Origin of the sequence: Paenibacillus sp. FSL K6-4396, from assembly GCF_038002525.1 — a bacterium.
In the GTDB taxonomy this organism is placed as follows: Bacteria; Bacillota; Bacilli; order Paenibacillales; family Paenibacillaceae; genus Paenibacillus; species Paenibacillus amylolyticus_B.
In genome coordinates, this window is record NZ_JBBOCR010000001.1 from 6,241,050 (window position 1) to 6,266,860 (window position 25,811).

Sequence of the window (25,811 nt, forward strand, 5' to 3'; positions counted from 1 at the left end):
AAATAGGGAGGTCTTGGCTCCTTTTTTAAACAAACCTGTACTGTTTCTTACATAAAATATTATATAAAATAACTGCTAATTCTTACGTTAATAAAAATGAAAGAGCCTCTGCATCTGCAAAGGCTCTTTCATTGTATCCTGTAAGCGGGTGATGGGAATCGAACCCACGCTATTAGCTTGGAAGGCTAAAGTTCTACCATTGAACTACACCCGCATAAGCAAAAATCGGGATGACACGATTTGAACATGCGACCCCCTGGTCCCAAACCAGGTGCTCTACCAAGCTGAGCTACATCCCGATACTAAAAAAATAATGGCGCGCCCTGAGAGATTCGAACTCCCGGCCTTTTGATTCGTAGTCAAACGCTCTATCCAGCTGAGCTAAGGGCGCAAAATATTGGAGCGGAAGACGGGAATCGAACCCGCGACCCTCGCCTTGGCAAGGCGATGCTCTACCGCTGAGCCACTTCCGCAAATAAGGGATGCGCGTGGAGGGACTTGAACCCCCACGTCAAAGACGCTAGATCCTAAGTCTAGTGCGTCTGCCAATTCCGCCACACGCGCATATGATGGTGAGTCATGAAGGGCTCGAACCTTCGACACCCTGATTAAAAGTCAGGTGCTCTACCAACTGAGCTAATGACTCATACTAAAATGGCTGGGGATATAGGATTTGAACCTATGCATGACGGAGTCAAAGTCCGTTGCCTTACCGCTTGGCTAATCCCCAATAAAAAATATGGTGGAGGCTGAGGGGATCGAACCCCCGACCCTCTGCTTGTAAGGCAGATGCTCTCCCAGCTGAGCTAAGCCTCCAACTATATGACCCGTAGGGGATTCGAACCCCTGTTACCTCCGTGAAAGGGAGGTGTCTTAACCCCTTGACCAACGGGCCCCATTTCCAAAGCTCTCAACCGGGATCGAACCGGTGACCTCATCCTTACCATGGATGCACTCTACCTACTGAGCTATGAGAGCAAATGGCTCCCCGAACAGGGCTCGAACCTGTGACAACTCGATTAACAGTCGAGTGCTCTACCAACTGAGCTATCAGGGAATAATATGCATTTGCAGGGCAAATGCAATTCATCGTACAACGTCCACATGCAGAGCCTGTTTTCTATGTATGATGAAAGAGTTCGCTTGGCGGCGTCCTACTCTCCCAGGACCCTGCGGTCCAAGTACCATCGGCGCTAGAGGGCTTAACGGTCGTGTTCGGGATGGGTACGTGTGGAACCCCTCCGCCATCGCCACCAAACGCATAGCTGTGCTTACATTTCAGAGATCGTTCTCTGAAAACTAGATTCGAAACGAAACATGCGAATTATCACTTGCTATTGGATAAGCCCTCGACCGATTAGTACTGGTCAGCTCCATGCATTGCTGCACTTCCACCCCCAGCCTATCTACCTCGTCGTCTTCAAGGGGTCTTACATACTGGGAAATCTCATCTTGAGGGGGGCTTCACGCTTAGATGCTTTCAGCGTTTATCCCGTCCGTACATAGCTACCCAGCGGTGCTCCTGGCGGAACAACTGGTACACCAGCGGTACGTCCATCCCGGTCCTCTCGTACTAAGGACAGCTCCTCTCAAATTTCCTACGCCCACGACAGATAGGGACCGAACTGTCTCACGACGTTCTGAACCCAGCTCGCGTACCGCTTTAATGGGCGAACAGCCCAACCCTTGGGACCTACTTCAGCCCCAGGATGCGATGAGCCGACATCGAGGTGCCAAACCTCCCCGTCGATGTGGACTCTTGGGGGAGATAAGCCTGTTATCCCCAGGGTAGCTTTTATCCGTTGAGCGATGGCCCTTCCATGCGGTACCACCGGATCACTAAGCCCGACTTTCGTCCCTGCTCGACTTGTAGGTCTCGCAGTCAAGCTCCCTTATGCCTTTGCACTCTTCGAATGATTTCCAACCATTCTGAGGGAACCTTTGGGCGCCTCCGTTACTCTTTAGGAGGCGACCGCCCCAGTCAAACTGCCCACCTGACACTGTCCCCGCACCGGATTACGGTACCAGGTTAGAACCTAGATACGATCAGGGTGGTATCCCAACGTTGCCTCCACACAAGCTGGCGCTCATGCTTCAAAGGCTCCCACCTATCCTGTACAGATCGTACCCAAATTCAATATCAAGCTGCAGTAAAGCTCCATGGGGTCTTTCCGTCTTGTCGCGGGTAACCTGCATCTTCACAGGTATTAAAATTTCACCGGATCTCTCGTTGAGACAGCGCCCAAGTCGTTACGCCATTCGTGCGGGTCAGAATTTACCTGACAAGGAATTTCGCTACCTTAGGACCGTTATAGTTACGGCCGCCGTTTACTGGGGCTTCGGTTCACAGCTTCGGGATTACTCCCTAACCACTCCCCTTAACCTTCCAGCACCGGGCAGGCGTCAGCCCGTATACTTCGCCTTACGGCTTCGCACAGACCTGTGTTTTTGCTAAACAGTCGCTTGGGCCTTTTCACTGCGGCCCCCTCGTGCTATTCACACTACCGGGGCACCCCTTCTCCCGAAGTTACGGGGTCATTTTGCCGAGTTCCTTAACGAGAGTTCTTCCGCGCGCCTTAGAATACTCTTCTCGCCTACCTGTGTCGGTTTGCGGTACGGGCACCTTCACCTGGCTAGAGGCTTTTCTTGGCAGTGTGAGATCATGACCTTCGCTACTACAATTTTCGCTCCCCATCACAGCTCAGCCTTACAATGTGCGGATTTGCCTACACATCAGCCTTACTGCTTAGACGGACATCCATCAGTCCGCGTCACTACCCTACTGCGTCCCCCCATTGCTCATAACGGCTTACGGTGGTACAGGAATTTCGACCTGTTGTCCTTCGACTACGCCTTTCGGCCTCGCCTTAGGTCCCGACTTACCCTGAGCGGACGAGCCTTCCTCAGGAACCCTTAGGCTTTCGGCGGATCAGATTCTCACTGATCTTTTCGTTACTCATACCGGCATTCTCACTTGTATAATGTCCAGCGCTCCTTACGGTACACCTTCAACCCTTATACAACGCTCCCCTACCCCTGATGCAAAGCATCAAGCCATAGCTTCGGTGGTGTGTTTAGCCCCGTTACATTTTCGGCGCAGAGTCACTCGACCAGTGAGCTATTACGCACTCTTTCAATGGTGGCTGCTTCTAAGCCAACATCCTGGTTGTCTGTGCAACTCCACATCCTTTCCCACTTAACACACACTTGGGGACCTTAGCTGATGGTCTGGGCTGTTTCCCTTTTGACAATGGATCTTAGCACTCACTGTCTGACTCCCGGAAGTAAGTCTATGGCATTCGGAGTTTGACTGAGCTTGGTAACCCTTGCGGGCCCCGCACCCAATCAGTGCTCTACCTCCACGACTCTGTTTTCCGAGGCTAGCCCTAAAGCTATTTCGGGGAGAACCAGCTATCTCCGAGTTCGATTGGAATTTCTCCGCTACCCCCACCTCATCCCCGCATTTTTCAACATGCGTGGGTTCGGGCCTCCAGTGCGTGTTACCGCACCTTCACCCTGGACAGGGGTAGATCACCCGGTTTCGGGTCTACGTCCACGTACTAAGTCGCCCTATTCAGACTCGCTTTCGCTGCGGCTCCGGCTCTTCACCTTAACCTTGCACGGGAACGTAACTCGCCGGTTCATTCTACAAAAGGCACGCCATCACCCCTAAAACGGGCTCTGACTTTTTGTAAGCACACGGTTTCAGGTTCTATTTCACTCCCCTTCCGGGGTGCTTTTCACCTTTCCCTCACGGTACTGCTTCACTATCGGTCGCTAGGAAGTATTTAGCCTTGGCAGATGGTCCTGCCGGATTCATACGGGGTTTCACGTGCCCCGCACTACTCGGGATCCGTCTCGGAGGGAACAGACTTTCAATTACAGGGCTTTTACCTTCTTTGGCGGGCCTTTCCAGACCTCTTCGCTTAACCGGTTCCTTTGTAACTCCATGTGAGACGTCCCACAACCCCAAAGAGCAAGCTCCTTGGTTTGGGCTTCTCCGCGTTCGCTCGCCGCTACTGACGGAATCACTATTGTTTTCTCTTCCTCAGGGTACTTAGATGTTTCAGTTCCCCTGGTATGCCTCTGCACAACCTATGTATTCAGTTGTGAGTAACTGGAAATTACCCCAGCTGGGTTTCCCCATTCGGACACCCCCGGATCAAAGCTTGCTTACAGCTCCCCGAGGCAGTTTCGTTGTTCGCCACGTCCTTCATCGGCTCCTAGCGCCTAGGCATCCTCCGTGTGCTCTTAGTAGCTTAACCATTGCGCTTGTGTTCGAGCTGTCGCTTCCCTTGTTTTGGACTACGTCCAAAGCCAAAAGTCACTCCATTTCGATCACTCGCTCCAGCAATCTACCTTATAAACACTTCACTTGTTTACACAAGATCAGCTTAAAGGAATGTTCTAATTCGCGTTTGTTTCGTTTCGATATCTAGTTTTCAAAGAACAAACTTGTAATCATTTTTGGTGGAGCCAAGCGGGATCGAACCGCTGACCTCCTGCTTGCAAGGCAGGCGCTCTCCCAGCTGAGCTATGGCCCCATATAAAGTTTAAAGGTATAGATGGTGGGCCCTGGTGGACTCGAACCACCGGCCTCACCCTTATCAGAGGTGCGCTCTAACCAACTGAGCTAAGGGCCCACATTATATATACTATTTGAACCCAAAATGGGTTACGCTTGGCGGCGTTCTACTCTCCCAGGACCCTGCGGTCCAAGTACCATTGACGCTGAAGGGCTTAACGGTCGTGTTCGGGATGGGAACGTGTGGAACCCCTTCGCTATCGCCACCAAACGTTTGAGAGTTTGAGCTCTCAAAACTGAGCAACGAGTGAGTTGCTTGTGCTCTTCATTTCATCCACACCGAAGTGATGGACCAAAATGAATCGCTGTCGCAGGTTCTAAGAACCTGCTTATTTGAATGTTTCCGTTGCAGGAAACGATTCTCCATAGAAAGGAGGTGATCCAGCCGCACCTTCCGATACGGCTACCTTGTTACGACTTCACCCCAATCATCTATCCCACCTTCGGCGGCTGGCTCCTTGCGGTTACCCCACCGACTTCGGGTGTTATAAACTCTCGTGGTGTGACGGGCGGTGTGTACAAGACCCGGGAACGTATTCACCGCGGCATGCTGATCCGCGATTACTAGCAATTCCGACTTCATGCAGGCGAGTTGCAGCCTGCAATCCGAACTGAGACCGGCTTTGTTGGGATTGGCTCCATCTCGCGATTTCGCAGCCCGTTGTACCGGCCATTGTAGTACGTGTGTAGCCCAGGTCATAAGGGGCATGATGATTTGACGTCATCCCCACCTTCCTCCGGTTTGTCACCGGCAGTCTATCTAGAGTGCCCACCCGAAGTGCTGGCAACTAAATATAAGGGTTGCGCTCGTTGCGGGACTTAACCCAACATCTCACGACACGAGCTGACGACAACCATGCACCACCTGTCTCCTCTGTCCCGAAGGAAAGATACATCTCTGTATCGGTCAGAGGGATGTCAAGACCTGGTAAGGTTCTTCGCGTTGCTTCGAATTAAACCACATACTCCACTGCTTGTGCGGGTCCCCGTCAATTCCTTTGAGTTTCAGTCTTGCGACCGTACTCCCCAGGCGGAGTGCTTAATGTGTTAACTTCGGCACCAAGGGTATCGAAACCCCTAACACCTAGCACTCATCGTTTACGGCGTGGACTACCAGGGTATCTAATCCTGTTTGCTCCCCACGCTTTCGCGCCTCAGCGTCAGTTACAGCCCAGAGAGTCGCCTTCGCCACTGGTGTTCCTCCACATATCTACGCATTTCACCGCTACACGTGGAATTCCACTCTCCTCTTCTGCACTCAAGTCACCCAGTTTCCAGTGCGATCCGGGGTTGAGCCCCGGGATTAAACACCAGACTTAAATGACCGCCTGCGCGCGCTTTACGCCCAATAATTCCGGACAACGCTTGCCCCCTACGTATTACCGCGGCTGCTGGCACGTAGTTAGCCGGGGCTTTCTTCTCAGGTACCGTCACCTTGAGAGCAGTTACTCTCCCAAGCGTTCTTCCCTGGCAACAGAGCTTTACGATCCGAAAACCTTCATCACTCACGCGGCATTGCTCCGTCAGGCTTTCGCCCATTGCGGAAGATTCCCTACTGCTGCCTCCCGTAGGAGTCTGGGCCGTGTCTCAGTCCCAGTGTGGCCGATCACCCTCTCAGGTCGGCTACGCATCGTCGCCTTGGTGAGCCGTTACCTCACCAACTAGCTAATGCGCCGCAGGCCCATCCCCAAGTGACAGATTGCTCCGTCTTTCCAGTTCTCTTCAGGCGAAGAAAACAATTATTCGGTATTAGCTACCGTTTCCGGTAGTTGTCCCAAACTTGAGGGCAGGTTGCCTACGTGTTACTCACCCGTCCGCCGCTAACCATCAGAGAAGCAAGCTTCTCATCAAGTCCGCTCGACTTGCATGTATTAGGCATGCCGCCAGCGTTCGTCCTGAGCCAGGATCAAACTCTCCAATAAAGTATTGAAAAGAGCGATAAGCTCATTTTGAATCTGACGAGATTAAAAATCTCATTTGTGCTCCAGTCGATTTAAGCCAAGGCTTGTCTCAAACTTTCGCGTTCATTCTGCAAGCAGAATGTTTACTCACTCGTTGTTCAGTTTTCAAAGATCAAACATTCAATTTAGTGCTGTTTTTCATGTTGTCGTCGTTTCAGCGGCGACTTTTATAATATATCATGTTGAAGTTCTCTTTGCAAGCATTATTTTTTCGATTATTTTCAATCGCATTATTTTCATGCTCGTTTCGGTGAACCGCTCCTAAAAAAGGAACGAAAATTAATTTACCATATGAAATTAGAAAGGTCAACCCTTTTTCGACAAAAAGTATGATCCCCTTAACAATTTCACATTCGCATGGTTCAGAGGTACAGCACCCGATATTAAGAGCCGCACCTCACTTCCACTACTGTAAAACGAATATATGACCAGCTTCAGCATTATGGCTTCGACTTTTTCAGCTTCCCACCTCTTGCATACTTGGACAACTCTTTGGGCGGGGCAAAGCGTGCATACATGCGGAACACAGTCTTATATCGGCTCGCGATAGCATATTTGATCTCTTGGTCAAGACGATTATCACTCAGATCGAACAGCATTTCATCTAATTCTTTACGCAGCACATAGTCTAGTTCCTTGCATTCCTTCTCGTTAAACAACATACCCAGCATTAGAGTTCTCCTTTTTGTGCATAGCCTCTTTATCACACTTACACAAGTTTCATGCAACACCCCGTTCATTCGCTTTTGTGAGTGCTGCTGGAACCCGTTTTATTGTTATGGTCAACTTTCTGAAAATTTATGAATGCCAACCAGCACAAAATTTTATCCTCTCACCAGAGTATACGTAAGTGTGCTTTCGATGATGGCTGCAACAAGAAGCAAGATGACAACCCAGAAGGATGCCGTTAACGTCCTATTCATGAATGCTCTCCACCGGGTACCCATCGTATTTCTCTTATCACTTCCAAGTTGCCCAAGGCTTTTGATAACCAGACCACCAAACTTCAGTCCGAAGGCGCAAGCAATAATAATGACCGGAATCTCAATAATGCCATGCGGAAGTAAACCTTTAACCACAATGTCATAGAAGCTTGCTCCATAATTCATCGTGGTGTGCACAACAAATCCAAGGACCATCCCATTGATCAGCAGGAAGATGACAGGCAGGATTCCGAAGAATATACCGGCATAGATGACAAGTACACTTTTGATAGCATTATTGAAAAAGATAAACAGGAAGAAGTTCCACTGCACATTCCCCCCCTGTTCCAGCCGTTCACTGACTTCACGTAATCCTCCGATTTGGTTCAATAACAGTTCTTCCAGTGGCCCTGTACTCACCCATCCCGCCCCTATTCCTGCGGCAAACAAAACTATGGACCAGATTAATGCACTGCGAATGGCACCAAGATCTCTAAGAAATGTACTGAATTTTAACATAATAACCTCCTGTAGAATCTAAAATGATGGACAAACAAGGTTCCGTTACGAATAACTGGGCAGTACGAGCATACATTGGAGAGTAAACAAGCATTTCTTATGGGAGAGGGGCGCTTATTGAAATGAACTCGTTCTATGTATTTAGCGGCAAAAAGATTAAACGGTACCTGATTGTCCTCGTTGCTGCAATCTTTGCGATCGGTATTATCTATCTGGAGAGAGGCAATGTCTCCGTATTCTCGGAGGAAGCACCATCAGCCGTCTACAGCGTTCCAACCGAGAAGAAGGTAATCGCACTTACCTTTGACATTAGCTGGGGGGATAAACGGACAGAGCCGATTCTGAAAGTTCTTCAGGAGAATAAAGTGCAGAAGGCAACCTTTTTCCTTTCCTCCCCCTGGAGCAAGACACACCCCGAAATTGTTACTGCCATCAAAGAGGCAGGATATGAAATTGGTAGCCATGGTCATAGACATGAGAACTACAGCAGCCTGACTGAGGAAGAAATTCGCAAAGAAATTTCGACAGCTCATAGCATTTTAACCGATTTAACGGGAAAAGAACCGAAATTACTACGTCTGCCCAACGGGGACTTTGACAAGCGAGTGCTTCAGGTAGCCAATAGTCTGAATTATCAGGTTGTGCAGTGGGATACCGACTCCTTGGATTGGAAAAACCCTGGTGTACAGACCATTGTTGATCGTGTGGTAAGCAAGGCCCATCCAGGGGACATCGTACTGCTGCATGCAAGCGATTCTTCCAAACAAACGCATGAAGCACTCCCTGTCATTATCGACAAATTGAAAAACCAGGGCTATGAATTCGTAACTGTGTCTGAGTTGCTTAACCATTCCAGTGTGGAAGGTAAGGAAGTTCGTGATCAAGCCAGCGGTCAATAATTGATAGATTGCTTGGGCTACAGCTCAAATACGAGTGTAAAAGTTGAAAAGAGCTAACCAGGTTAGCTCTTTTTGGTATGTTTTTTATACAAAATGAATTCTATGCTCGGCTTTCTTTCAACTGTTCTGCCTTTCCACTTACATTCCGGTTCGTAGATACATCCACCAGCCTGTGCAATATCAGCATTTGGTATGCATTACATAGGAGCAAGGGAACCACAATAAATATGGTTGCCGCATTCACATCAATACGTAATACGCCGATCGTCTCCACTATGGTGACGGCAATCATGAAAAAGAGTGTAGGTACAAGCGCGGAGATATGAGTCAGCTTTACTTTAACGTAAGCGGTAACAATTGCAGCTGCCAAAATAATGATTCCCAACACAATATCCGATATACGCTCCCGGTCTCCCCCAACAAACAAACGTAAAAACATCACGTCAAGCAGGGCTAACACCGTCAGTACAATCTGCACGATCTGCCAACCGCGCTTTGGAAATACACCTTTACCCATATAATTCAATATCAGATATGCAAAGAAACCCATTTGTGAATACACGCTGATCATAACCCCTGATCCAAATAGGATCAAAAGATACAGAAGAAAATCATTCAATCCATTTGTTTTCTCCCCGTTCACCAGCATCATAATCAATCCTGTACCCAATGCTCCCGCGGCCCCAATAAGCAAGGCTGTCCAAAACAGGAAAAACCATCTACGTAAATTCAAAAGTTTTCCACCCCCGAGTGTTTATTTTACCAACCTTCTCAGCAAAAAACCATCATTGCTCAACATATTTCCCCCTTTCCCATCACATACTACATCCAGTATCTAATCAAGGAGGGATTGTACACATGAAACGGCCTTTGTGGCAGCTATGCTGTGTCGTACTGGGGCTATCCGTCATGCTTGCCGGCTGCGGTTCAGATCAGAGTTCTTCGCCTCCTCAGGGCAGTTATAAAGAGATGAAAACAATGGTTGTAGATATTTTGAAAAGTGACGAAGGCAAGAAAGCGGTGGAGGAAGCTCTTACAGGTCAAAGCTCATCCAGCGGAAGCAGCGGTTCTGAAGAAGGTGGCGGTTCGGGTGGTGCTTCGGGATCCATTGGTATGAAAATGTTAATGCCTGTGCAATCTTCGGAACAAATACGTATTGCAGTAAAAGATACCATCACAGCTCCCGAATATAAGAAGGAATTCGAAAAGATCATGACTGATCCGCAGTTTGCGGGTGAATTTGCCAAAGCGATCAACGCACAAAGTAAACAACTTCATATGCAATTGATTAAAGATCCCACATATCAAAAGTCTGTTGAAGACATCATGAAGTCACCTGAGGTATCCAAGATGTTCATGGATTTGACGAAGACTCCGGATTATCGCAAACAGACGATGACTGTCATGCAGGAAGTGATGCAAAATCCGTTGTTCCGCATGGAAGTACTCACTTTGCTCAAGAAGGTAGTGCAGGACGAATTGCAACCCAAAGTAGAAAGTGGCGGACAAAAAGGGCAAGAGCAAGGTGGACAGCAAGACGGTCAGGGCGAAGGTGGTGGTGGTGGTGATGGCGGAGATGGTGGAAGCAGTGGAGATTCGGGCGGCGGATCATAAACAGTAGGTGTTAATACGCACCAAAGATACTGAAAAGCCTGCATCCAAATGGACGCAGGCTTTTATTGTATTTATAACACTCATACCATTAGAATTTGGATTCAATGGACCGGGCAACTTCATCGTAGATAGCCCCTATACGGGAATCTGCTTTGTAAACCGAAGGTGAGAAATCAGGCTCGGAAGGATGATTATCCGGCGTGCCTAATGGAATCTGGGCAAGCAGGCTTGTATGCAGACTTTCCGCAAGTCTCCCCCCGCCACCACGACCAAAGACATAATCTTTCTCTCCGCAACTGCCACACTCATAATAAGCCATATTCTCAACAACACCGAGCAACTCATGATCGGTCTGAATGGCCATCGCACCCGCTCGGGCTGCGACAAAAGCTGCCGTTGCATGCGGCGTGGTAACGATGATTTCCTTACTCTGTGGCAACATCTGATGCACATCCAAAGCAACATCTCCCGTACCTGGTGGCAAATCCAGTAATACATAATCCAATTCGCCCCACTGGACATCCGTAAAGAATTGACGCAGCATCCGACCTAGCATGGGTCCACGCCAGATTACCGGGTTGTTCTCCCGAATAAAGAAGCCCATCGACATGACTTTGACGCCAAAACGTTCAACTGGTTGAATAACACCATCTTCAACGACCGGATATTCTTCAATCCCCATCATGTCGGGTACACTGAAGCCATAGATATCCGCATCAATTAAGCCTACTTTTTTACCTTGACGTGCCAAGGCTACAGCGAGATTAACGGTTACCGTTGATTTACCAACGCCACCTTTACCACTGGCCACAGCAATAAAACGAACACCTGATTCAGGACTTAACAGCTCATGTCCATCCAGACCCGCTGCGTGACCTTTTACGAGCACTTCGTCCCGATCTGGCTCATTATCGGGTTGTCCCATATTCAGGCTCTCACGATCATGCTCAGAAGCTGCACGTACACGAATATGTACATCCTTCATTCCGTGCTGGGACAACAGATTACGCGCTGCATCACTCAAGGCTGTTGTATCCTCAGGTCGATTTTCCAGTGTCACTATGGTCAGAGCCACATGATTTTCTTTCACCATAATATCTCGAACCCATTCCAGTTCGGTCAGACTTACTCCCAATTGCGGTTCTTGTAATGGCTGTAATAGTTCAAGTATCTGTTCTTTTGATAACATCAGACAGCACCTCAGCTTTATCTATTGGCATGTAATTAGGTATGCTGATCCAATTATATCATTACCTTTCTTGTTCTGACTAACTTTTAGGCCGTTCTCCTGAGGAATATCTGAGAATTCCATTATAGATTGAAGCAGCTACCTTGCGCTGATAAGCTTCGTCGGCAAGCATACGTGCCTCTTCCGGATGAGAAAGGAAACCCACTTCTACCAGCGCTGAAGGGATCTTCAGAGCCTGTAACAGATAAACCGTATTCACCGTTTTGGCGATTCGATCTGTATTCTCCAGATTACGAACCATCTCTTGTTGAAGCAGATTAGCCAAACCTTCGTTATCCGGATGGTTAGTTGTATAGAAAACCTGAGCTCCACTCCATCGGTTGGAAGGGACACTGTTCATGTGAATGCTAATAAAGAGATCTGCTTGCTTATCCTCTATCCGCCGTACTCTTTGTTTCAGATCTTCCGTCTTGCGTTTGGAGTACCCCTTGGTGTCCGATTCCGCCAAATCAGTGTCTATTTCTCGTGTCATCACCACTAAGGCCCCTGCCTGTTGCAAATAATCTCTCACATACAGGGCGATAGACAGGTTGATATCTTTTTCAATAACCCCCTGTTTACTTACCGCTCCTCCATCTGGACCTCCGTGTCCTGCATCAATGGCAATGACTTTACCCGCCATCGGCAAACTCCAATAACCTGAAGTCTTAGCGGACGGCAGTTCATAGGACATTACCGCCACTAACATGGCCAGCAGACAGAGACTCAGCATGACCCTTTTGATTGTTTTTAGCCTAACCCAGACTACAAAGTGTTTCCCCATATTTTTACGCATAAAAAAACCACCTCGTCCCTATAAATGACTCTAATCATCTATATGGGACAAGATGGACAAATATACCGCTAGGACCGGACTTGCTCCGCCATTCCTTCAATCAGCACCTCAGCTACTTCAGGACGTGTAAATTCAGGTGGAGGGCACTGGCCGTCACGGAGCAACCCGCGTACTTTGGTGCCGGAAAGCGCCATATGATGTTCTTTATCATGTGGGCAAGTTTTGCTGGATGCCATGTTTCCACATTTAGTACAGAAGAAACTATGTTCGAAGAACAACGGAGTGATCCCCAGTTCCTCTGCTGTAAAGTTAGTAAAGATCTCCTGTGCTTCATATGTTCCATAATAATCACCAACACCCGCATGGTCACGACCAACAATAAAGTGGGTACACCCATAATTTTTACGAACCATCGCATGAAAAATAGCTTCACGTGGACCGGCATACCGCATGGCTGCGGGGAACACACCAAGAAACGCACGATCAGCCGGGTAATAGTTCTCCAGTAATACCAGATAACTCTTCATCCGAACATCTGCGGGAACATCGTCCGACTTCGTCTCTCCAACAAGTGGATTCAGGAAGAGTGCGTCTACAATCTCCATAGCGCTCTTCTGGATGTACTCATGTGCCCGATGGACCGGATTACGTGTCTGAAAACCAACTACCGTCTTCCAACCCTTCTCCTGAAAAATCTTCCGGGTATCTGCAGGATCATAATAAAATTCTTCGAATTTCGCAGGTTTTGGACGGTTCAACACTTGGATTGGACCTCCTACGTATGTTGCAGGACGCTCCAACAGTTTTTTAACACCCGGGTGCTCGGGATCATCTGTTTTGAATACACGCCGGGCTTCTTCACCCTGATCCACCTGGTATATACTTTGGACTTCGAGCAGTCCATAAGTGACTCCATCTTGATCACCAACAAGTTTCACACGTTCACCAATTTGGAGGGATGCGGCTTGTTTATCGTCAACAGCAAGTGTGATTGGTATACTCCAGACTGTTCCATCCGCGAGACGCATGCGAGACACCACCGAAAGGTAATCTTCCTCATTCAAGAAACCTTCAAGTGGTGAGAACGCACCTACACCAATTAGATCCAAATCTGATATCGTCCAGGTATTAATAAGCAAAGTAGATAAGTTTTTACTGTCTTGCAGCAATTGCTCCCGTTCTTCTCCTTGTACGATACGCTGAACCAACGTACCTCCATGAGGCAGAATCGATGTCATCTTGTCAGCTCCTTGTATATCTATTATTTATGAAGGCCACATTCCGTTTTATCATTACCAGACCAGCGTCCGGCACGTGGGTCCTCTCCAGGCATAACTTGACGTGTGCAATGCTCACAACCAATACTTGGGTAGTTCTGATCATGAAGAGGGTTATATACAACGTTATTGTCACGAATATATTGCCATACATCCTCCGTCGTCCAGTGCGCAATTGGATTAAACTTCATCAGACCGAATTTAGAATCATATTCAACCTTTTTCGAGTTGGCACGAGTTGGTGCTTGATCTCTACGAATACCTGTAATCCATGCATCATACTGAGAAAGAATACGTGTTAACGGTTCGACTTTGCGAATGTTACAGCACCCGTTGGGATCAGACTTCCACAACTCTTCACCGTGTTGTGCTGCCTGTTCTTCCGGAGTAATCTTAGGTGACACGCGTACAAATTCAAGATTGTAGTTCTCCTGCATCTTATCACGTGTTTCGTATGTTTCTTTAAAGTGAAAATCTGTATCCAGATAAAAAATATCCGTGGATGGGCTGATCTTCTGCAACATATCTACAAGTACAACATCTTCTGCACCAAAGCTGCATGCAAAAGTGATATTTGGGAATGTTTCAATAGCATACCGAATAATATCCTCTGGACTCGCGTGTTCCAGTTCCTCTGCCTTCGTCCGTGCCAAATCTTCTTTCTCCAACAAGTTCATCTGTGAATTTCCCCCATTCTGCATTTCAATACACCTTAAAGCCGACTAATCTAATATGAATTATGTTTAGTATAAATCTTTCATTGCGGATGTCAATGCCTGCCATATGGTAAAATAAATCATTTTTTGATCATTTTTTATCGTCGCACTTACACAATATTTTGGTTCAATTTATCCATTCCTCTGTTAATGAGATAAAAACAATGATGTTGGCCCAGGTCATTAGGATGGTGAAAAAACATCTCTTAGCCTTGGAAACCTTTGCTGTTACTGTGTTTGGACAGCAAAGAACAGCATCAAAAAATCACTGGGCGACTGAAGATGAAGGAAGAAAAGCTAAAGTTTTAAGAGGAGCAGCATTGCGACTTTTAGCGGTTGATATGTAAGGGACTTTTATCGTTTCCATAAGAAATACTGATGAGACTTACAGTAAAGAATAAAGTGCAAAAACAGTAAGCCGAGTACATTCAAGAAATCCCGCGTGAGTTCGAAGCGATGATTTTATAGGAGCTGTTATAGAATGTGTGGTGAGCGATGGGTATGAGCATATTCAAAGATCTAAACGATCAGAGGGTTTCAGTATGATGTAGATGTATTAACGTACATATTATAGGACTGTATTGAGGGAAATTAAGAGAACATTGAAATGGCATTGAAGGAAATAAGCAAGCATGGGGAGAGACATCAGAGCTACCACACAAACTAATATAATATATGGCGTAATAGTCATGAATATATAAAAAAGCCTTTGACCGAGGCCAAAGGCTTTTAATATTAACGTTTGGAGAACTGAGGTGCGCGACGAGCCGCTTTAAGACCGTATTTTTTACGCTCTTTCATACGTGGGTCACGAGTCAGGAATCCTGCTTTTTTCAGGGATGCACGGTATTCCGGATCTGCTTTGAGCAAAGCGCGGGAGATACCATGACGGATTGCACCGGCTTGACCGGAGATTCCGCCACCATGAGCAATAACAAGAACGTCATAGTTGTTGAGCGTTTCTGTCAAGTTCAGTGGTTGTTTTACGATCAGTTTGAGTGTTTCCAAACCGAAGTATTCATTAATATCACGTTTATTGATGACAATGCGTCCTTCACCCGGTACAAGGCGAACACGTGCTACCGAATGTTTACGACGACCTGTCCCATAGTATTGTACTTGTGCCATGAAACTGTCCTCCTTTTAATTAACCGCGAAGTTCGTAAACTTCTGGTTTTTGTGCTGCATGTGGATGCTCAGTGCCTCTGTACGCTTTAAGTCTCAACTTCATTTTCTCGCCCATGCGAGTTTTAGGAAGCATACCGCGAACAGCCAATTCCAACATACGCTCAGGTTTGTTTTTAACCATCTCTTCAGCTGTAGTTACTTTCAAACCACCTGGGTGCATTGAGTGACGGTAGTATTTTTTACCTTGCATTTTCTTACCAGTCAATACGATTTTCTCAGCATTGATGATAACAACGAAATCGCCAGTGTCCACATGTGGAGTGAATTGTGGCTTGTGTTTGCCGCGAATCAAAGCTGCTGCTTCGCTCGCCAAACGTCCGAGGGTTTTGCCTTCAGCATCAATGATGTGCCATTGGCGCTCAACTTCGTTAGGCTTCGCCATGTACGTAGTACGCATGAAAAGTTCCTCCTTAAAATGTTCAAAATCATCATTTTCATTTATCTTCGTTCGTTAAGTTATAACTTTAGGTGTTGATGGATTGTAAATTTGATGTGAACCTCTTAATTGGGGCTGTGGGAAAGCCATTAAGAAAACACAACTTTTATATTACATGATAGGCGATTAAATCGCAAGTGTTAATTAAGCTTTTCACTCACCAAATTTAATCTTTTTTGTATTCAAGATCCCAGAGCATTAAACCGCAGCTAACTGCAGTAGGTCCTGCAGCAGATCGATTACATGCAGCAATCATATTTGGTACATCAGAGGCTTTCCGTTTGCCCTCTCCGATCTCCAGCAGTGTCCCTACAATGATACGAACCATATGCTGCAAGAAGCCGTTACCACTCACATAAATGTGAATGACACCCTGATCGCGCGGATGGTCTCTGCACATTGATCGGTCCACTTCCATCCATGCTTCATACACCGAACGGACATGATTCTCTTTCTGAGACTTGCGTGAAGCAAAAGAGGTGAAATCATACGTCCCTATGAAATGTCGTAAGCCCTCCTGCATTGCCATAATATCAAGCTTCGCATGATGATGATATTGCAGTCTTCTGTTGAATACATCCGGAAATTGATTCGCATTGACTGTATAACGATACGTTTTCTTTTTCGCTGCATAGCGAGAATGAAAATCAGCCGAAACTTCAATCGCATCAATAACAACAATATCGGAGGGTAATCTGGAGTTGAGTGCAATACACCAACGTTCAATCGGGATCTGGGACTCCGTAGGAAAATTGAAGATTTGTCTGCGGGCGTGAACACCTGCATCTGTTCGGCCTGAACCTGTAATTTTAACCTTCTCACCGGTTAAAGCACGAATCGCATCTTCAAGATGATCCTGAATGGTATTCCCACCCGGCTGTACTTGGAAGCCGAAATAGGCAGTGCCATCATAAGTTAATGTCATACATAAGTTCCGCATTATTACCACACCTTTGTTCCATACTATACATATCCCTATCCCGAACAGCAAAAGAAGCCCCTTACGGAGCTTCTATTACAGCACGAATTCCGAAATGAAGAGAAAAAAAGGGTTAATCCAGAATCGTTGATTCTGTCCCCTTTCCTCATCTCATCTGTTTTACGCGCGGTCTACCAGTTCCAAGTAAACCATTGGCGCTGCGTCACCACGACGAGGTCCCAGTTTCAAGATACGAGTGTATCCACCTGGACGCTCAGCGTAACGACCGGACAATTCGCTAAACAGTTTTTGGATTGCATCTTGCTCACCATCGATAGTTTCGCGGCGAACATAAGCTGCCACTTGGCGACGGGCATGAAGATCTCCCTTTTTCGCTTTAGTGATCAGTTTTTCAGCAATAGAGCGAACCTCTTTTGCTTTCGCTTCAGTTGTCTGAATGCGTTCGTATAAGAACAGGTCGGTTACCAGGTCACGGAACAAAGCTTTACGTGCGCTGGAATTACGGCCCAACTTTTGGTATGCCATTGTTTTCCCTCCTTCACTTCAAGCACTCGGCTGTCTATTCTTCTGTACGTAGTCCCAAACCAAGTTCCTCAAGCTTCTCTTGAACTTCTTCCAAAGACTTGCGTCCGAGGTTGCGGACTTTCATCATGTCTTCTTCCGTTTTCGTAGTCAGCTCTTGCACGGTATTAATACCAGCACGTTTGAGGCAGTTGTAGGAACGAACAGAGAGATCCAGCTCTTCGATCGTCATTTCGAGTACTTTTTCTTTTTTGTCTTCTTCTTTTTCGACCATGATCTCTGCATCTTTCGCTTCGTCTGTAAGACCCACGAAGAGCATCAAATGCTCAGTCAAAATTTTAGCGCCGAGGCTTACAGCCTCTTCAGGACGAATACTTCCATCAGTCCAAACTTCCAACGTGAGCTTGTCATAGTTGGTCACTTGACCGACACGCGTATTTTCCACAGCGTAGTTAACGCGACTGATCGGGGTGAAGATGGAATCGACTGGGATGACGCCGATCGGCTGGTCATCGCGTTTATTCCGATCTGCCTGGACGTAGCCGCGACCGCGATTGGCAAAAATACGCATGTGAAGTCTCGAACCTGGTCCGAGCGTAGCAATGTGCAAATCCGGATTAAGGATTTCAACATCGGAGTCAGCACGGATATCTCCAGCCGTAATTGCTCCTTCGCCTTCAGCATCAATCTCGAGCACTTTCTCCTCGTCTGAATGAATCTTAAGCGACAAAGCTTTCAGGTTAAGAATAACCTCCGTTACATCTTCCATTACGCCAGGAACTGTAGCAAATTCATGCAGAACGCCATCGATTTGAACCGAAGACACTGCCGCACCCGGCAGTGACGAGAGCAAGATTCGGCGAAGCGAGTTTCCAAGCGTCGTACCGTATCCGCGCTCAAGCGGTTCTACTACGAATTTCCCATAGGTGCCATCATCGTTGACGTCTACCGTCTCAATTTTCGGCTTTTCGATTTCAATCACTGCAATACCCCTCCTTCAAAACGTCGGTCCTCTATGAAACATTTACCTTCTCTTGCGAAAACATGTAGTAGTATGCCTAAACAACCATTATTAGCAGATTGTGCCGGAAATATACCACACGCAGGGGCAAATCTCATTAGACACGACGACGTTTTGGAGGACGGCATCCGTTATGCGGGACTGGAGTTACGTCTTTGATCAGGTTAACTTCAAGACCAGCAGCTTGCAAAGATCGGATCGCTGCTTCACGGCCTGCGCCTGGTCCTTTAACCATAACCTCAACGGCTTTCATCCCATGTTCCATTGCAGCTTTGGCAGCAGTCTCAGCAGCCATTTGTGCAGCAAACGGAGTCGATTTACGGGAACCTCTGAATCCGAGGCCGCCGGAGCTTGCCCACGAAATTGCATTACCGTGAGGATCCGTAATAGTAACGATAGTGTTATTGAAAGTGGAACGGATATGTGCCACGCCAGATTCAATATTCTTACGGTCACGACGTTTAGTACGTACGACTTTTTTCGGTTTAGCCATTTTCTCTTATCCCCCCTTATTATTTCTTCTTGTTCGCTACTGTACGACGAGGACCTTTACGAGTACGAGCATTCGTTTTCGTACGTTGTCCACGAACAGGCAGACCACGACGATGACGAACTCCACGGTAACAACCGATCTCCGTCAAACGTTTAATATTCAAAGAGATTTCTCGACGCAGGTCACCTTCTACTTTGACCTCTTTATCGATACTTTCACGCAATTTGCTGACTTCATCTTCCGTCAAATCACGAACACGAGTGTCCGGATTGATGCCTGTTGTGCTCAGAATTTTCTGGGAAGTCGTTTTACCGATTCCGAAAATATAAGTCAAGGCGATCTCAACGCGCTTATCACGTGGCAAATCCACACCAGATATACGTGCCATTTTACGCTACACCCCCTTCTTTAACCTTGTTTTTGTTTGTGTTTCGGATTTTCACAGATAACCATAACATTCCCTTTGCGGCGAATGACTTTGCACTTTTCGCAAATCGGCTTGACCGAAGGTCTTACCTTCATGTGAATTACCTCCTCAAAGTTTTGCTAAGCAAAACCCTCTTCGTAAGCATTGACCTTGTTCTACTATTGTAAAACCGGCTTCGAAGCTTTCGCAAGTTTTGCCGGGCAAAACCCGCTACATAAGCTTCACAGTTCATTGCAACTGTCTACTACTATTTACGGTAAGTTATGCGACCTTTTGTTAAATCATAAGGCGACAACTGAACAACTACTTTGTCTCCAGTCAGGATACGGATAAAGTGCATCCGCAGTTTTCCGGAAACGTGAGCGAGAATTTGATGACCGTTCTCAAGCTCAACCTTGAATGTTGCATTCGGTAGCGGTTCGAGAACCGTACCTTCCACTTCAATGACATCTTCCTTAGCCATTAGTCAGTCTCCTTTCTCTTCAGCTTGAATGTTGGTGGATTCCAGAAATGAATGAACCGCGTAACGGAGCTTTCCATTTGTCACCCGACCACTCTCGTTTAAACTGTTCACAACCTCGCTGCTAATCATGGGCTGGAGCTCAAGATGAAGAAGATTCTTCTTCTTTGGTTGATCAAACTTACGTTTGTCTCCATCCGCAATATATACGAACTTACCGTCCGCTATAGCAACAATTACTGCGGCTTGGTCCGCATTGCGGCCTTTACGGATCTTCACAAGTTGACCGAGCTGCGGATTAGACTGACTGTTCATGCCTCATCACCTACGCATTCAGTTTCGTGAAAATTTCCATACCATCTGGTGTAACTGCTACGGTGTGTTCAAAGTGTGCACATAACTTACCATCAACCGTGACGACAGTCCAGTTATCTTCCAACGTTTTCACATACCGTCTACCTACGTTAACCATCGGCTCTATGGCCAGCACCATGCCCGCTTTAAGCCGTGGTCCCCGATCGGGAAGACCATAGTTCGGAATCTGTGGTTCTTCGTGCAGATCTGCGCCTATGCCGTGACCGACATATTCACGAACTACGGAGAACCCTTCATCTTCAATATATTTCTGAATCGCATGAGATATTGTAAACAAGCGAACGTCCGGTTTTACCAGCGCCAGACCTGCGTATAACGAAGCCTCAGTAACGTCCAGAAGACGACGGGCTTCTTCGGAAATACGGCCGACTGGATAAGTCCAGGCGGAATCTCCATGATACTCCTGGTACTGCGCGCCAATGTCAAACGTAACGATATCGCCCTCGTTCAACTTGCGTTTGCCGGGAAATCCATGTACCAACTCTTCATTGACTGAAGCGCACACACTGGCAGGGAAACCGTTATAACCTTTGAAAGACGGCACAGCCCCTTGACTGCGGATATATTGATCAGCCATATGGTCAAGTTCTCCAGTCGTAATACCGGGAGCGATATGCTCTGCCAAGAGACGATGCGTTTCCGCAACAATTCTCCCTGCTTCCCTCATCAAGCCCAGTTCCGTTTCGGACTTACCAATGATCATCAATTAACCTCTCAGTAAGGACACGATTTCTTGAGAAACTTGATCGATATCCTGTTCTCCGTTCATTTGACGAAGAAGACCTTTAGTCTCATAGAACGTGAGGAGTGGTGCTGTTTTGTTGATATACTCGTCCAGTCGTGTACCTACACTCTCTTCATTATCATCAGAGCGTTGATACAACTCACCAGCGCATCTATCACAAATACCTTCCTGCTTAGGCGGATTGAATACCACATGATAAGTGGAACCACAGTTTTTACAAATTCGACGACCCGTCAAACGAGCGAGCAATTTGTTGCGATCCACTTTCAGGTTGATTACATGATCGAGACCTGAGTTCAATCGATCCAGAATGCCATCGAGCGCTTCTGCTTGGGAAAGGGTTCTTGGAAATCCGTCCAAGAGGAAACCTTCTCTGCAGTCAGGCTGCTGCAAACGTTCTTCAACGATGCCAATGGTTACATCATCTGGTACAAGCAATCCTTGATCCATATATTCCTTGGCTTTCATGCCAATGGGAGTTCCCTGTTTGATCGCGAGACGAAATGCATCGCCTGTTGAAATATGGGGAATACCGAACTCTTTCACGATGACGTCTGCTTGCGTTCCTTTTCCTGCCCCCGGAGGGCCCATGAATAGGATGTTCACGTTATGTCACTCCCTCCAAGACTACCCTACATCAACAAACAGCACAATAGGTGCCGGCAAGTAAATCTTCACTCGACCGGTACCTATTGCCTATTTATTGATAAAACCTTTGTAGTGGCGTTTGATCAATTGGCTTTCGATTTGCTTCATCGTATCTAGCGCAACACCGATAACGATCAGGAGGGATGTTCCTCCAATTTGCGCAGATTGAGGCAAACCAGAAAGTGCCCCTAAGAATACAGGCAGAACGGAAATGACTGCCAAGAAGATGGCTCCGGCCATTGTCAAACGAGTCATGACACGGGTCAGATATTTCTCGGTTGCTTTACCCGGGCGAATGCCTGGGATGTAACCGCCGTTCTTTTTCATATTGTCAGCCATCTGCTGTGGATTCATCTGTACAAAAGTATAGAAGAATGTGAAACCGAAAATCATCACGACATACAGCAACATACCAAGAGGTTTGTGTGTAGTCAGATTCTGTCCGATCCACTGTGCCCAGAGGCGATCTGCCCAGAAGTTGGCGATGATCGTTGGGAACATCAACAGCGATGAAGCAAAGATGACAGGGATAACACCTGCTGCATTAATTTTCAGCGGGATATGTGTATTCTGTCCACCGTACATTTTGTTACCTACGACACGTTTAGCGTACTGTACCGGAATCTTCCGAATTGCCTGCTGAATGTAAATGACCCCTATGATGATCAACACAATAACAATTGCGATGATAACACCTTTAAGAATATTCATAAACAGTTGGTCAGGTTGAATGAAGTCAGATTCGATCGTTTGTTTGATAATGTTAGGCACCGTAGATAGGATACCCGCAAAGATCAAGATCGAAATCCCGTTTCCTATGCCCTTCTCGGTGATCTGCTCACCAAGCCACATCAGGAATGAAGTACCGGCCGTAAGTACAATCGCAATCAAGATATAATCTGCAAATGTAGCGTTAGGCACCATCTCTGTATTGTACAAGCGGTTGAATCCGATCGACGTACCAAACGCTTGAATCAATGCCAGCCCGATGGTTAAATAACGTGTCAACTGTGCAGATTTCTTCTTACCTTGTTCACCTTGCTTTGCCCACTCCGCTAATTTAGGAATAACGTCCATGGAAAGCAACTGTACTATGATAGACGCAGTGATGTAAGGCACGATCCCGAGCGCAAATATCGAGAACTGGAAGAGCGCTCCACCCGAGAACGTATTGAGAAGTCCAAAAACTTCTTTACCCGCAGAATTTGTCGCTTCGAACACATCTTTGTTAACTCCCGGTACGGGGACAAAGGAGCCGATGCGGTAAATGATCAGTACAAAAAGGGTAAATAATACCCTTTTGCGCAGATCTTCAACCCGCCAGATATTCTTTAGGGTCTTGAACATTAAATCACCTCAGTTGTACCGCCGGCAGCTTCAATTTTCTCAATAGCAGATTGAGAAAACTTGTTAGCTTTAACAGTCAGCTTCACAGTGACATCACCGTTACCCAGGATTTTGATTCCGGATTTAGCGTTTTTAACTACGCCGTTCGTCATCAAGAATTCTGGAGTTACTTCAGTACCCGCAGCAAAACTGTTCAGGTCTTCAGTATTCACAACTGCATATTCTTTGCGAGTTGGGTTTACAAAACCACGTTTTGGCAAGCGACGATACAATGGATTTTGTCCACCTTCGAAGCCTGGACGTACTCCACCGCCAGAACGAGAATTTTGTCCTTTGTGACCGCGACCTGATGTTTTACCTGTACCACTACTTGGACCGCGACCAACACGTTTGCGTTCTTTGCGGGATCCAGGAGATGGTGAAAGCTCATGTAACTTCATCGTTCGTTGCACCTCCTTAAAGATTTGTGGGATTAACCCGTTATTAAGCTTCTACTTCTTTAACAGCAACCAAGTGGCTTACTTTGTTAATCATACCACGGATGGCAGGATTATCGTTTTGTACCACTTTGCTATTGATTTTGCGCAAACCCAATGTTTTCACAGTTGTTCTTTGCGTCTCCGGACGTCCGATCAAGCTGCGGACGAGGGTAATTTCTAATTTAGCCATGAGAATTCCCTCCTTAACCCAGAAGCTCTTCGACGGATTTTCCGCGCAGTTTAGCCACGTCTTCAGCACGCTTCAAACGGGACAAACCTTCCAAAGTCGCATTGACCATGTTCATGGAATTCGAAGAACCCAGAGATTTTGTCAAAATGTCACCTACACCAGCAAGTTCGAGAACCGCACGTACAGGACCACCAGCGATAACACCAGTACCTTCAGATGCTGGTTTCAACAGCACGCGTCCTGCGCCGAACTTACCTGTTACCAAGTGAGGAATCGATGTTCCTACGAGTGGAACGTGTACAAGGTTTTTCTTAGCGTCTTCAATACCTTTGCGAATTGCATCAGGTACTTCGCCCGCTTTACCGATACCAGCTCCAACCCAGCCGTTGCCGTCGCCGACTACAACCAGTGCGCTAAAGCTGAAACGGCGTCCGCCTTTTACTACTTTAGCTACGCGATTAATATTTACAACTCTTTCAGTCAGTTCCAAAGTATTCGGATCTACACGCAAGTCGTTAACCTCCTTTTGAAAAATATCTTAAAACTCAAGTCCTGCTTCACGAGCCGCTTCAGCCAATGCTGCGATACGACCATGGTACAGATAACCGCTACGGTCAAATACGATGTTGGAAACACCTTTGTCTTTAGCACGTTTAGCAACGAGTTCGCCAACTTTACGAGCTGATTCAACAGATGCACCATTTTTGATGTCAGTGCTCAATTCTTTGTCTACGGTAGACGCGGAAGCGATTGTTACACCAGCAACATCATCGATGATTTGAGCATACATATGTTTACCAGAACGGAATACGTTCAAACGAGGACGTGCTGCCGTTCCTTGGATTTTCTTACGAACACGAAGGTGTCTTTTCAGACGAGCCTTATTTTTATCTGGTTTCGTAATCATCTCAAAGATTCACTCCTTTCAGGTTACCTCGCTGGCTTCAAAGCAGAAGCCACGGGGTATATTAGAAACACACGAAGCAAGCAAGCCGAAAGCCGCGCAAAGGCGGTAAGAGAAATCTTATTTCTTCTTACCGGCTTTACCTTCCTTACGGATGATACGCTCGCCTTCATATTTAATACCTTTACCTTTGTACGGCTCAGGTTCACGTACGGAACGGATTTTAGCAGCGTAAGCACCTACACGCTCTTTGTCAATTCCGCGAACGATGATTTTTGTATTCGAAGGTACTTCGAATTCGATTCCCGCTTCCGGTGTAATTTCAACCGGGTGAGAGTAACCAACGTTCAGAACGATTTTATCTCCGGATTTGCTTGCACGATATCCGACCCCAACCAATTCCAGAGATTTCGCGAATCCTTCAGTAACGCCGCTCACCATATTGTTTACAACGCTACGCGTTGTGCCGTGCAAAGAACGGTGAGTTTTGTTATCGGAAGGACGCACAACTGTGATTTCGTTATTTTCAACTGTAACCTTCATGTCTTTATGAAGCTCACGAGTCAAAGTTCCTTTAGGTCCTTTTACCGTAATAACGGTGTTGTCCAGGGTGATGTCTACACCACTTGGTACTGTGATTGGTTTGCGACCAATACGAGACATATGTTGCACCTCCTATCTTGTGACGTTATATTACCAAACGTAGCAAACGACTTCTCCGCCGGATTTCGATTGACGAGCTTCTTTGTCCGTCATGATACCTTTAGATGTCGAGATGATCGCGATTCCCAGGCCACCAAGTACACGAGGTACTTCGTTGCTTTTCGTGTAAACACGAAGACCAGGTTTACTGATTCTTTTCAGACCAGTGATAACGCGCTCGTTATTTTGACCGTATTTCAGGAAAACACGGATAATCCCTTGTTTGTTATCATCGATAACTTCAGCGTCACGGATGAAACCTTCACGCTTCAGGATATCGGCGATTTGTTTTTTCATTGTCGAAGCAGGCATTTCTACCGTTTCGTGACGAACAGTGTTCGCGTTACGAATACGAGTAAGCATATCTGCAATTGGATCAGACATAGTCATTGTGAGTTAACCTCCTTCCCGTTCAG

General features: G+C 46.7%; 29 protein-coding genes, 13 tRNA genes and 4 rRNA genes. 3 read left to right on the forward strand and 43 right to left on the reverse strand.

The genetic code is table 11. From position 1 onward, the window contains the following. Positions 1 to 143: 143 nt before the first annotated feature. The 19 genes from MHB85_RS27275 to MHB85_RS27365 all read right to left on the reverse strand — a co-directional run bounded on the left by MHB85_RS27275 (position 144) and on the right by MHB85_RS27365 (position 7,988). A tRNA-Gly gene (locus MHB85_RS27275) sits at positions 144 to 214 on the reverse strand. Between the two features lie 11 nt (positions 215 to 225). Continuing rightward, positions 226 to 299 (reverse strand) — tRNA-Pro (locus MHB85_RS27280). 15 nt (positions 300 to 314) lie between these two features. Next, positions 315 to 391, reverse strand: a tRNA-Arg gene (locus MHB85_RS27285). Between the two features lie 7 nt (positions 392 to 398). After that, positions 399 to 473 (reverse strand) — tRNA-Gly (locus MHB85_RS27290). A 10-nt stretch (positions 474 to 483) separates the two neighbouring features. Continuing rightward, positions 484 to 564: transfer RNA gene (locus tag MHB85_RS27295), tRNA-Leu, on the reverse strand. 6 nt (positions 565 to 570) lie between these two features. Further along, positions 571 to 646: transfer RNA gene (locus MHB85_RS27300), tRNA-Lys, on the reverse strand. A gap of 9 nt (positions 647 to 655) precedes the next feature. Continuing rightward, positions 656 to 730, reverse strand: a tRNA-Gln gene (locus tag MHB85_RS27305). A gap of 10 nt (positions 731 to 740) precedes the next feature. Next, positions 741 to 816: transfer RNA gene (locus tag MHB85_RS27310), tRNA-Val, on the reverse strand. A gap of 7 nt (positions 817 to 823) precedes the next feature. Beyond that, positions 824 to 895, reverse strand: a tRNA-Glu gene (locus MHB85_RS27315). Positions 896 to 905: 10 nt separating this feature from the next. After that, positions 906 to 978: transfer RNA gene (locus tag MHB85_RS27320), tRNA-Thr, on the reverse strand. A 3-nt stretch (positions 979 to 981) separates the two neighbouring features. Beyond that, positions 982 to 1,057: transfer RNA gene (locus tag MHB85_RS27325), tRNA-Asn, on the reverse strand. An 84-nt stretch (positions 1,058 to 1,141) separates the two neighbouring features. Next, positions 1,142 to 1,258 (reverse strand): 5S ribosomal RNA (gene rrf, locus MHB85_RS27330). A gap of 79 nt (positions 1,259 to 1,337) precedes the next feature. Then, positions 1,338 to 4,265: ribosomal RNA gene (locus tag MHB85_RS27335) — 23S ribosomal RNA — on the reverse strand. A 203-nt stretch (positions 4,266 to 4,468) separates the two neighbouring features. Next, a tRNA-Ala gene (locus MHB85_RS27340) sits at positions 4,469 to 4,544 on the reverse strand. A gap of 22 nt (positions 4,545 to 4,566) precedes the next feature. Beyond that, positions 4,567 to 4,643 (reverse strand) — tRNA-Ile (locus MHB85_RS27345). A 36-nt stretch (positions 4,644 to 4,679) separates the two neighbouring features. Then, positions 4,680 to 4,796 (reverse strand): 5S ribosomal RNA (gene rrf, locus MHB85_RS27350). A gap of 158 nt (positions 4,797 to 4,954) precedes the next feature. Continuing rightward, positions 4,955 to 6,507, reverse strand: a 16S ribosomal RNA gene (locus MHB85_RS27355). Together the 16S, 23S and 5S rRNA genes with 13 tRNA genes alongside form the textbook arrangement of a ribosomal RNA operon. 479 nt (positions 6,508 to 6,986) lie before the next feature. Next, a complete protein-coding gene (locus MHB85_RS27360; RefSeq protein ID WP_017692114.1) occupies positions 6,987 to 7,217 on the reverse strand; it encodes a hypothetical protein in 231 nt (76 codons plus the stop codon). A 153-nt stretch (positions 7,218 to 7,370) separates the two neighbouring features. Beyond that, positions 7,371 to 7,988, reverse strand: coding sequence for a stage II sporulation protein M (locus tag MHB85_RS27365; protein WP_105602461.1), 618 nt, complete (start codon positions 7,986 to 7,988; stop codon positions 7,371 to 7,373). A gap of 122 nt (positions 7,989 to 8,110) precedes the next feature. Between MHB85_RS27365 and pdaB the strand changes: the two genes are divergently transcribed. Next, complete coding sequence (pdaB, locus tag MHB85_RS27370; RefSeq protein ID WP_036607219.1) at positions 8,111 to 8,887, forward strand: polysaccharide deacetylase family sporulation protein PdaB; 777 nt, start codon at positions 8,111 to 8,113, stop codon at positions 8,885 to 8,887. A gap of 100 nt (positions 8,888 to 8,987) precedes the next feature. On the opposite strand, the gene MHB85_RS27375 is transcribed toward pdaB, so the two are convergent. After that, entirely contained in the window at positions 8,988 to 9,620 is a 633-nt protein-coding gene (locus MHB85_RS27375; RefSeq protein WP_091020551.1) for a KinB-signaling pathway activation protein, read from the reverse strand. Positions 9,621 to 9,745: 125 nt separating this feature from the next. On the opposite strand from MHB85_RS27375, the gene gerD reads away from it, so the two are divergent. Then, on the forward strand, positions 9,746 to 10,501 hold the full coding sequence (gene gerD / locus MHB85_RS27380; RefSeq protein WP_091020549.1) for a spore germination lipoprotein GerD: 756 nt from the start codon (positions 9,746 to 9,748) through the stop codon (positions 10,499 to 10,501). 88 nt (positions 10,502 to 10,589) lie between these two features. On the opposite strand, the gene MHB85_RS27385 is transcribed toward gerD, so the two are convergent. The 4 genes from MHB85_RS27385 to MHB85_RS27400 form a co-directional block, all read right to left on the reverse strand. Further along, a complete protein-coding gene (locus tag MHB85_RS27385) occupies positions 10,590 to 11,690 on the reverse strand; it encodes an Mrp/NBP35 family ATP-binding protein (protein ID WP_091020547.1) in 1,101 nt (366 codons plus the stop codon). 79 nt (positions 11,691 to 11,769) lie between these two features. Continuing rightward, the gene (gene cwlD / locus MHB85_RS27390; protein WP_105602464.1) at positions 11,770 to 12,525 is read right to left on the reverse strand and encodes an N-acetylmuramoyl-L-alanine amidase CwlD; all 756 of its coding nucleotides are present in this window, start codon (positions 12,523 to 12,525) and stop codon (positions 11,770 to 11,772) included. A 68-nt stretch (positions 12,526 to 12,593) separates the two neighbouring features. After that, on the reverse strand, positions 12,594 to 13,763 hold the full coding sequence (gene sat / locus MHB85_RS27395) for a sulfate adenylyltransferase (protein WP_091020544.1): 1,170 nt from the start codon (positions 13,761 to 13,763) through the stop codon (positions 12,594 to 12,596). 23 nt (positions 13,764 to 13,786) lie between these two features. Further along, entirely contained in the window at positions 13,787 to 14,479 is a 693-nt protein-coding gene (locus tag MHB85_RS27400; RefSeq protein WP_047841119.1) for a phosphoadenylyl-sulfate reductase, read from the reverse strand. A 203-nt stretch (positions 14,480 to 14,682) separates the two neighbouring features. Here MHB85_RS27400 and MHB85_RS27405 point away from each other — a divergent pair, with 203 nt between their 5' ends. After that, entirely contained in the window at positions 14,683 to 14,865 is a 183-nt protein-coding gene (locus tag MHB85_RS27405) for a hypothetical protein (RefSeq protein WP_105602465.1), read from the forward strand. Positions 14,866 to 15,253: 388 nt separating this feature from the next. Here the strand turns inward: MHB85_RS27405 and rpsI are convergent, their stop codons facing one another. The 19 genes from rpsI to rpsH form a co-directional block, all read right to left on the reverse strand. Beyond that, positions 15,254 to 15,646, reverse strand: a complete 393-nt coding sequence (rpsI, locus tag MHB85_RS27410; protein WP_017692105.1) for a 30S ribosomal protein S9 — start codon at positions 15,644 to 15,646, stop codon at positions 15,254 to 15,256. Between the two features lie 19 nt (positions 15,647 to 15,665). Continuing rightward, complete coding sequence (gene rplM / locus MHB85_RS27415) at positions 15,666 to 16,103, reverse strand: 50S ribosomal protein L13 (protein WP_024633564.1); 438 nt, start codon at positions 16,101 to 16,103, stop codon at positions 15,666 to 15,668. A gap of 205 nt (positions 16,104 to 16,308) precedes the next feature. After that, the gene (gene truA, locus MHB85_RS27420; protein ID WP_017692103.1) at positions 16,309 to 17,082 is read right to left on the reverse strand and encodes a tRNA pseudouridine(38-40) synthase TruA; all 774 of its coding nucleotides are present in this window, start codon (positions 17,080 to 17,082) and stop codon (positions 16,309 to 16,311) included. A 159-nt stretch (positions 17,083 to 17,241) separates the two neighbouring features. Then, a complete protein-coding gene (gene rplQ / locus MHB85_RS27425) occupies positions 17,242 to 17,607 on the reverse strand; it encodes a 50S ribosomal protein L17 (protein WP_017692102.1) in 366 nt (121 codons plus the stop codon). A gap of 34 nt (positions 17,608 to 17,641) precedes the next feature. Beyond that, entirely contained in the window at positions 17,642 to 18,586 is a 945-nt protein-coding gene (locus MHB85_RS27430) for a DNA-directed RNA polymerase subunit alpha (RefSeq protein ID WP_017692101.1), read from the reverse strand. A 136-nt stretch (positions 18,587 to 18,722) separates the two neighbouring features. Beyond that, positions 18,723 to 19,118 (reverse strand): 30S ribosomal protein S11, encoded by a 396-nt coding sequence (rpsK, locus tag MHB85_RS27435; protein WP_017692100.1) that lies wholly within the window; start codon positions 19,116 to 19,118, stop codon positions 18,723 to 18,725. A 19-nt stretch (positions 19,119 to 19,137) separates the two neighbouring features. Beyond that, a complete protein-coding gene (gene rpsM, locus MHB85_RS27440) occupies positions 19,138 to 19,506 on the reverse strand; it encodes a 30S ribosomal protein S13 (protein ID WP_036607200.1) in 369 nt (122 codons plus the stop codon). Positions 19,507 to 19,526: 20 nt separating this feature from the next. Further along, on the reverse strand, positions 19,527 to 19,640 hold the full coding sequence (rpmJ, locus tag MHB85_RS27445) for a 50S ribosomal protein L36 (protein WP_003333770.1): 114 nt from the start codon (positions 19,638 to 19,640) through the stop codon (positions 19,527 to 19,529). 152 nt (positions 19,641 to 19,792) lie between these two features. Beyond that, positions 19,793 to 20,008 (reverse strand): translation initiation factor IF-1, encoded by a 216-nt coding sequence (infA, locus tag MHB85_RS27450; RefSeq protein WP_017692098.1) that lies wholly within the window; start codon positions 20,006 to 20,008, stop codon positions 19,793 to 19,795. A 3-nt stretch (positions 20,009 to 20,011) separates the two neighbouring features. Next, positions 20,012 to 20,320 carry a KOW domain-containing RNA-binding protein gene (locus MHB85_RS27455; protein ID WP_036607194.1) on the reverse strand — a complete coding sequence of 103 codons (309 nt, stop codon included), beginning with the start codon at positions 20,318 to 20,320 and terminating at the stop codon, positions 20,012 to 20,014. Between the two features lie 10 nt (positions 20,321 to 20,330). Beyond that, entirely contained in the window at positions 20,331 to 21,083 is a 753-nt protein-coding gene (gene map, locus MHB85_RS27460; RefSeq protein ID WP_341074002.1) for a type I methionyl aminopeptidase, read from the reverse strand. A gap of 3 nt (positions 21,084 to 21,086) precedes the next feature. Next, a complete protein-coding gene (locus tag MHB85_RS27465) occupies positions 21,087 to 21,731 on the reverse strand; it encodes an adenylate kinase (protein ID WP_017692095.1) in 645 nt (214 codons plus the stop codon). A 90-nt stretch (positions 21,732 to 21,821) separates the two neighbouring features. Next, positions 21,822 to 23,120, reverse strand: a complete 1,299-nt coding sequence (secY, locus tag MHB85_RS27470) for a preprotein translocase subunit SecY (RefSeq protein WP_047841120.1) — start codon at positions 23,118 to 23,120, stop codon at positions 21,822 to 21,824. Next, entirely contained in the window at positions 23,120 to 23,560 is a 441-nt protein-coding gene (rplO, locus tag MHB85_RS27475) for a 50S ribosomal protein L15 (protein WP_091020538.1), read from the reverse strand. The genes secY and rplO overlap by 1 nt, the downstream gene beginning before the upstream one ends. 43 nt (positions 23,561 to 23,603) lie before the next feature. After that, positions 23,604 to 23,789, reverse strand: a complete 186-nt coding sequence (gene rpmD, locus MHB85_RS27480) for a 50S ribosomal protein L30 (RefSeq protein ID WP_017692092.1) — start codon at positions 23,787 to 23,789, stop codon at positions 23,604 to 23,606. Between the two features lie 13 nt (positions 23,790 to 23,802). Further along, complete coding sequence (rpsE, locus tag MHB85_RS27485; RefSeq protein ID WP_017692091.1) at positions 23,803 to 24,300, reverse strand: 30S ribosomal protein S5; 498 nt, start codon at positions 24,298 to 24,300, stop codon at positions 23,803 to 23,805. Positions 24,301 to 24,327: 27 nt separating this feature from the next. Then, the gene (gene rplR, locus MHB85_RS27490; RefSeq protein ID WP_017692090.1) at positions 24,328 to 24,696 is read right to left on the reverse strand and encodes a 50S ribosomal protein L18; all 369 of its coding nucleotides are present in this window, start codon (positions 24,694 to 24,696) and stop codon (positions 24,328 to 24,330) included. Between the two features lie 117 nt (positions 24,697 to 24,813). Next, complete coding sequence (rplF, locus tag MHB85_RS27495) at positions 24,814 to 25,356, reverse strand: 50S ribosomal protein L6 (RefSeq protein ID WP_017692089.1); 543 nt, start codon at positions 25,354 to 25,356, stop codon at positions 24,814 to 24,816. A gap of 30 nt (positions 25,357 to 25,386) precedes the next feature. Then, positions 25,387 to 25,785 carry a 30S ribosomal protein S8 gene (gene rpsH, locus MHB85_RS27500; protein WP_017692088.1) on the reverse strand — a complete coding sequence of 133 codons (399 nt, stop codon included), beginning with the start codon at positions 25,783 to 25,785 and terminating at the stop codon, positions 25,387 to 25,389. Between the last annotated feature and the right edge of the window lie 26 nt (positions 25,786 to 25,811).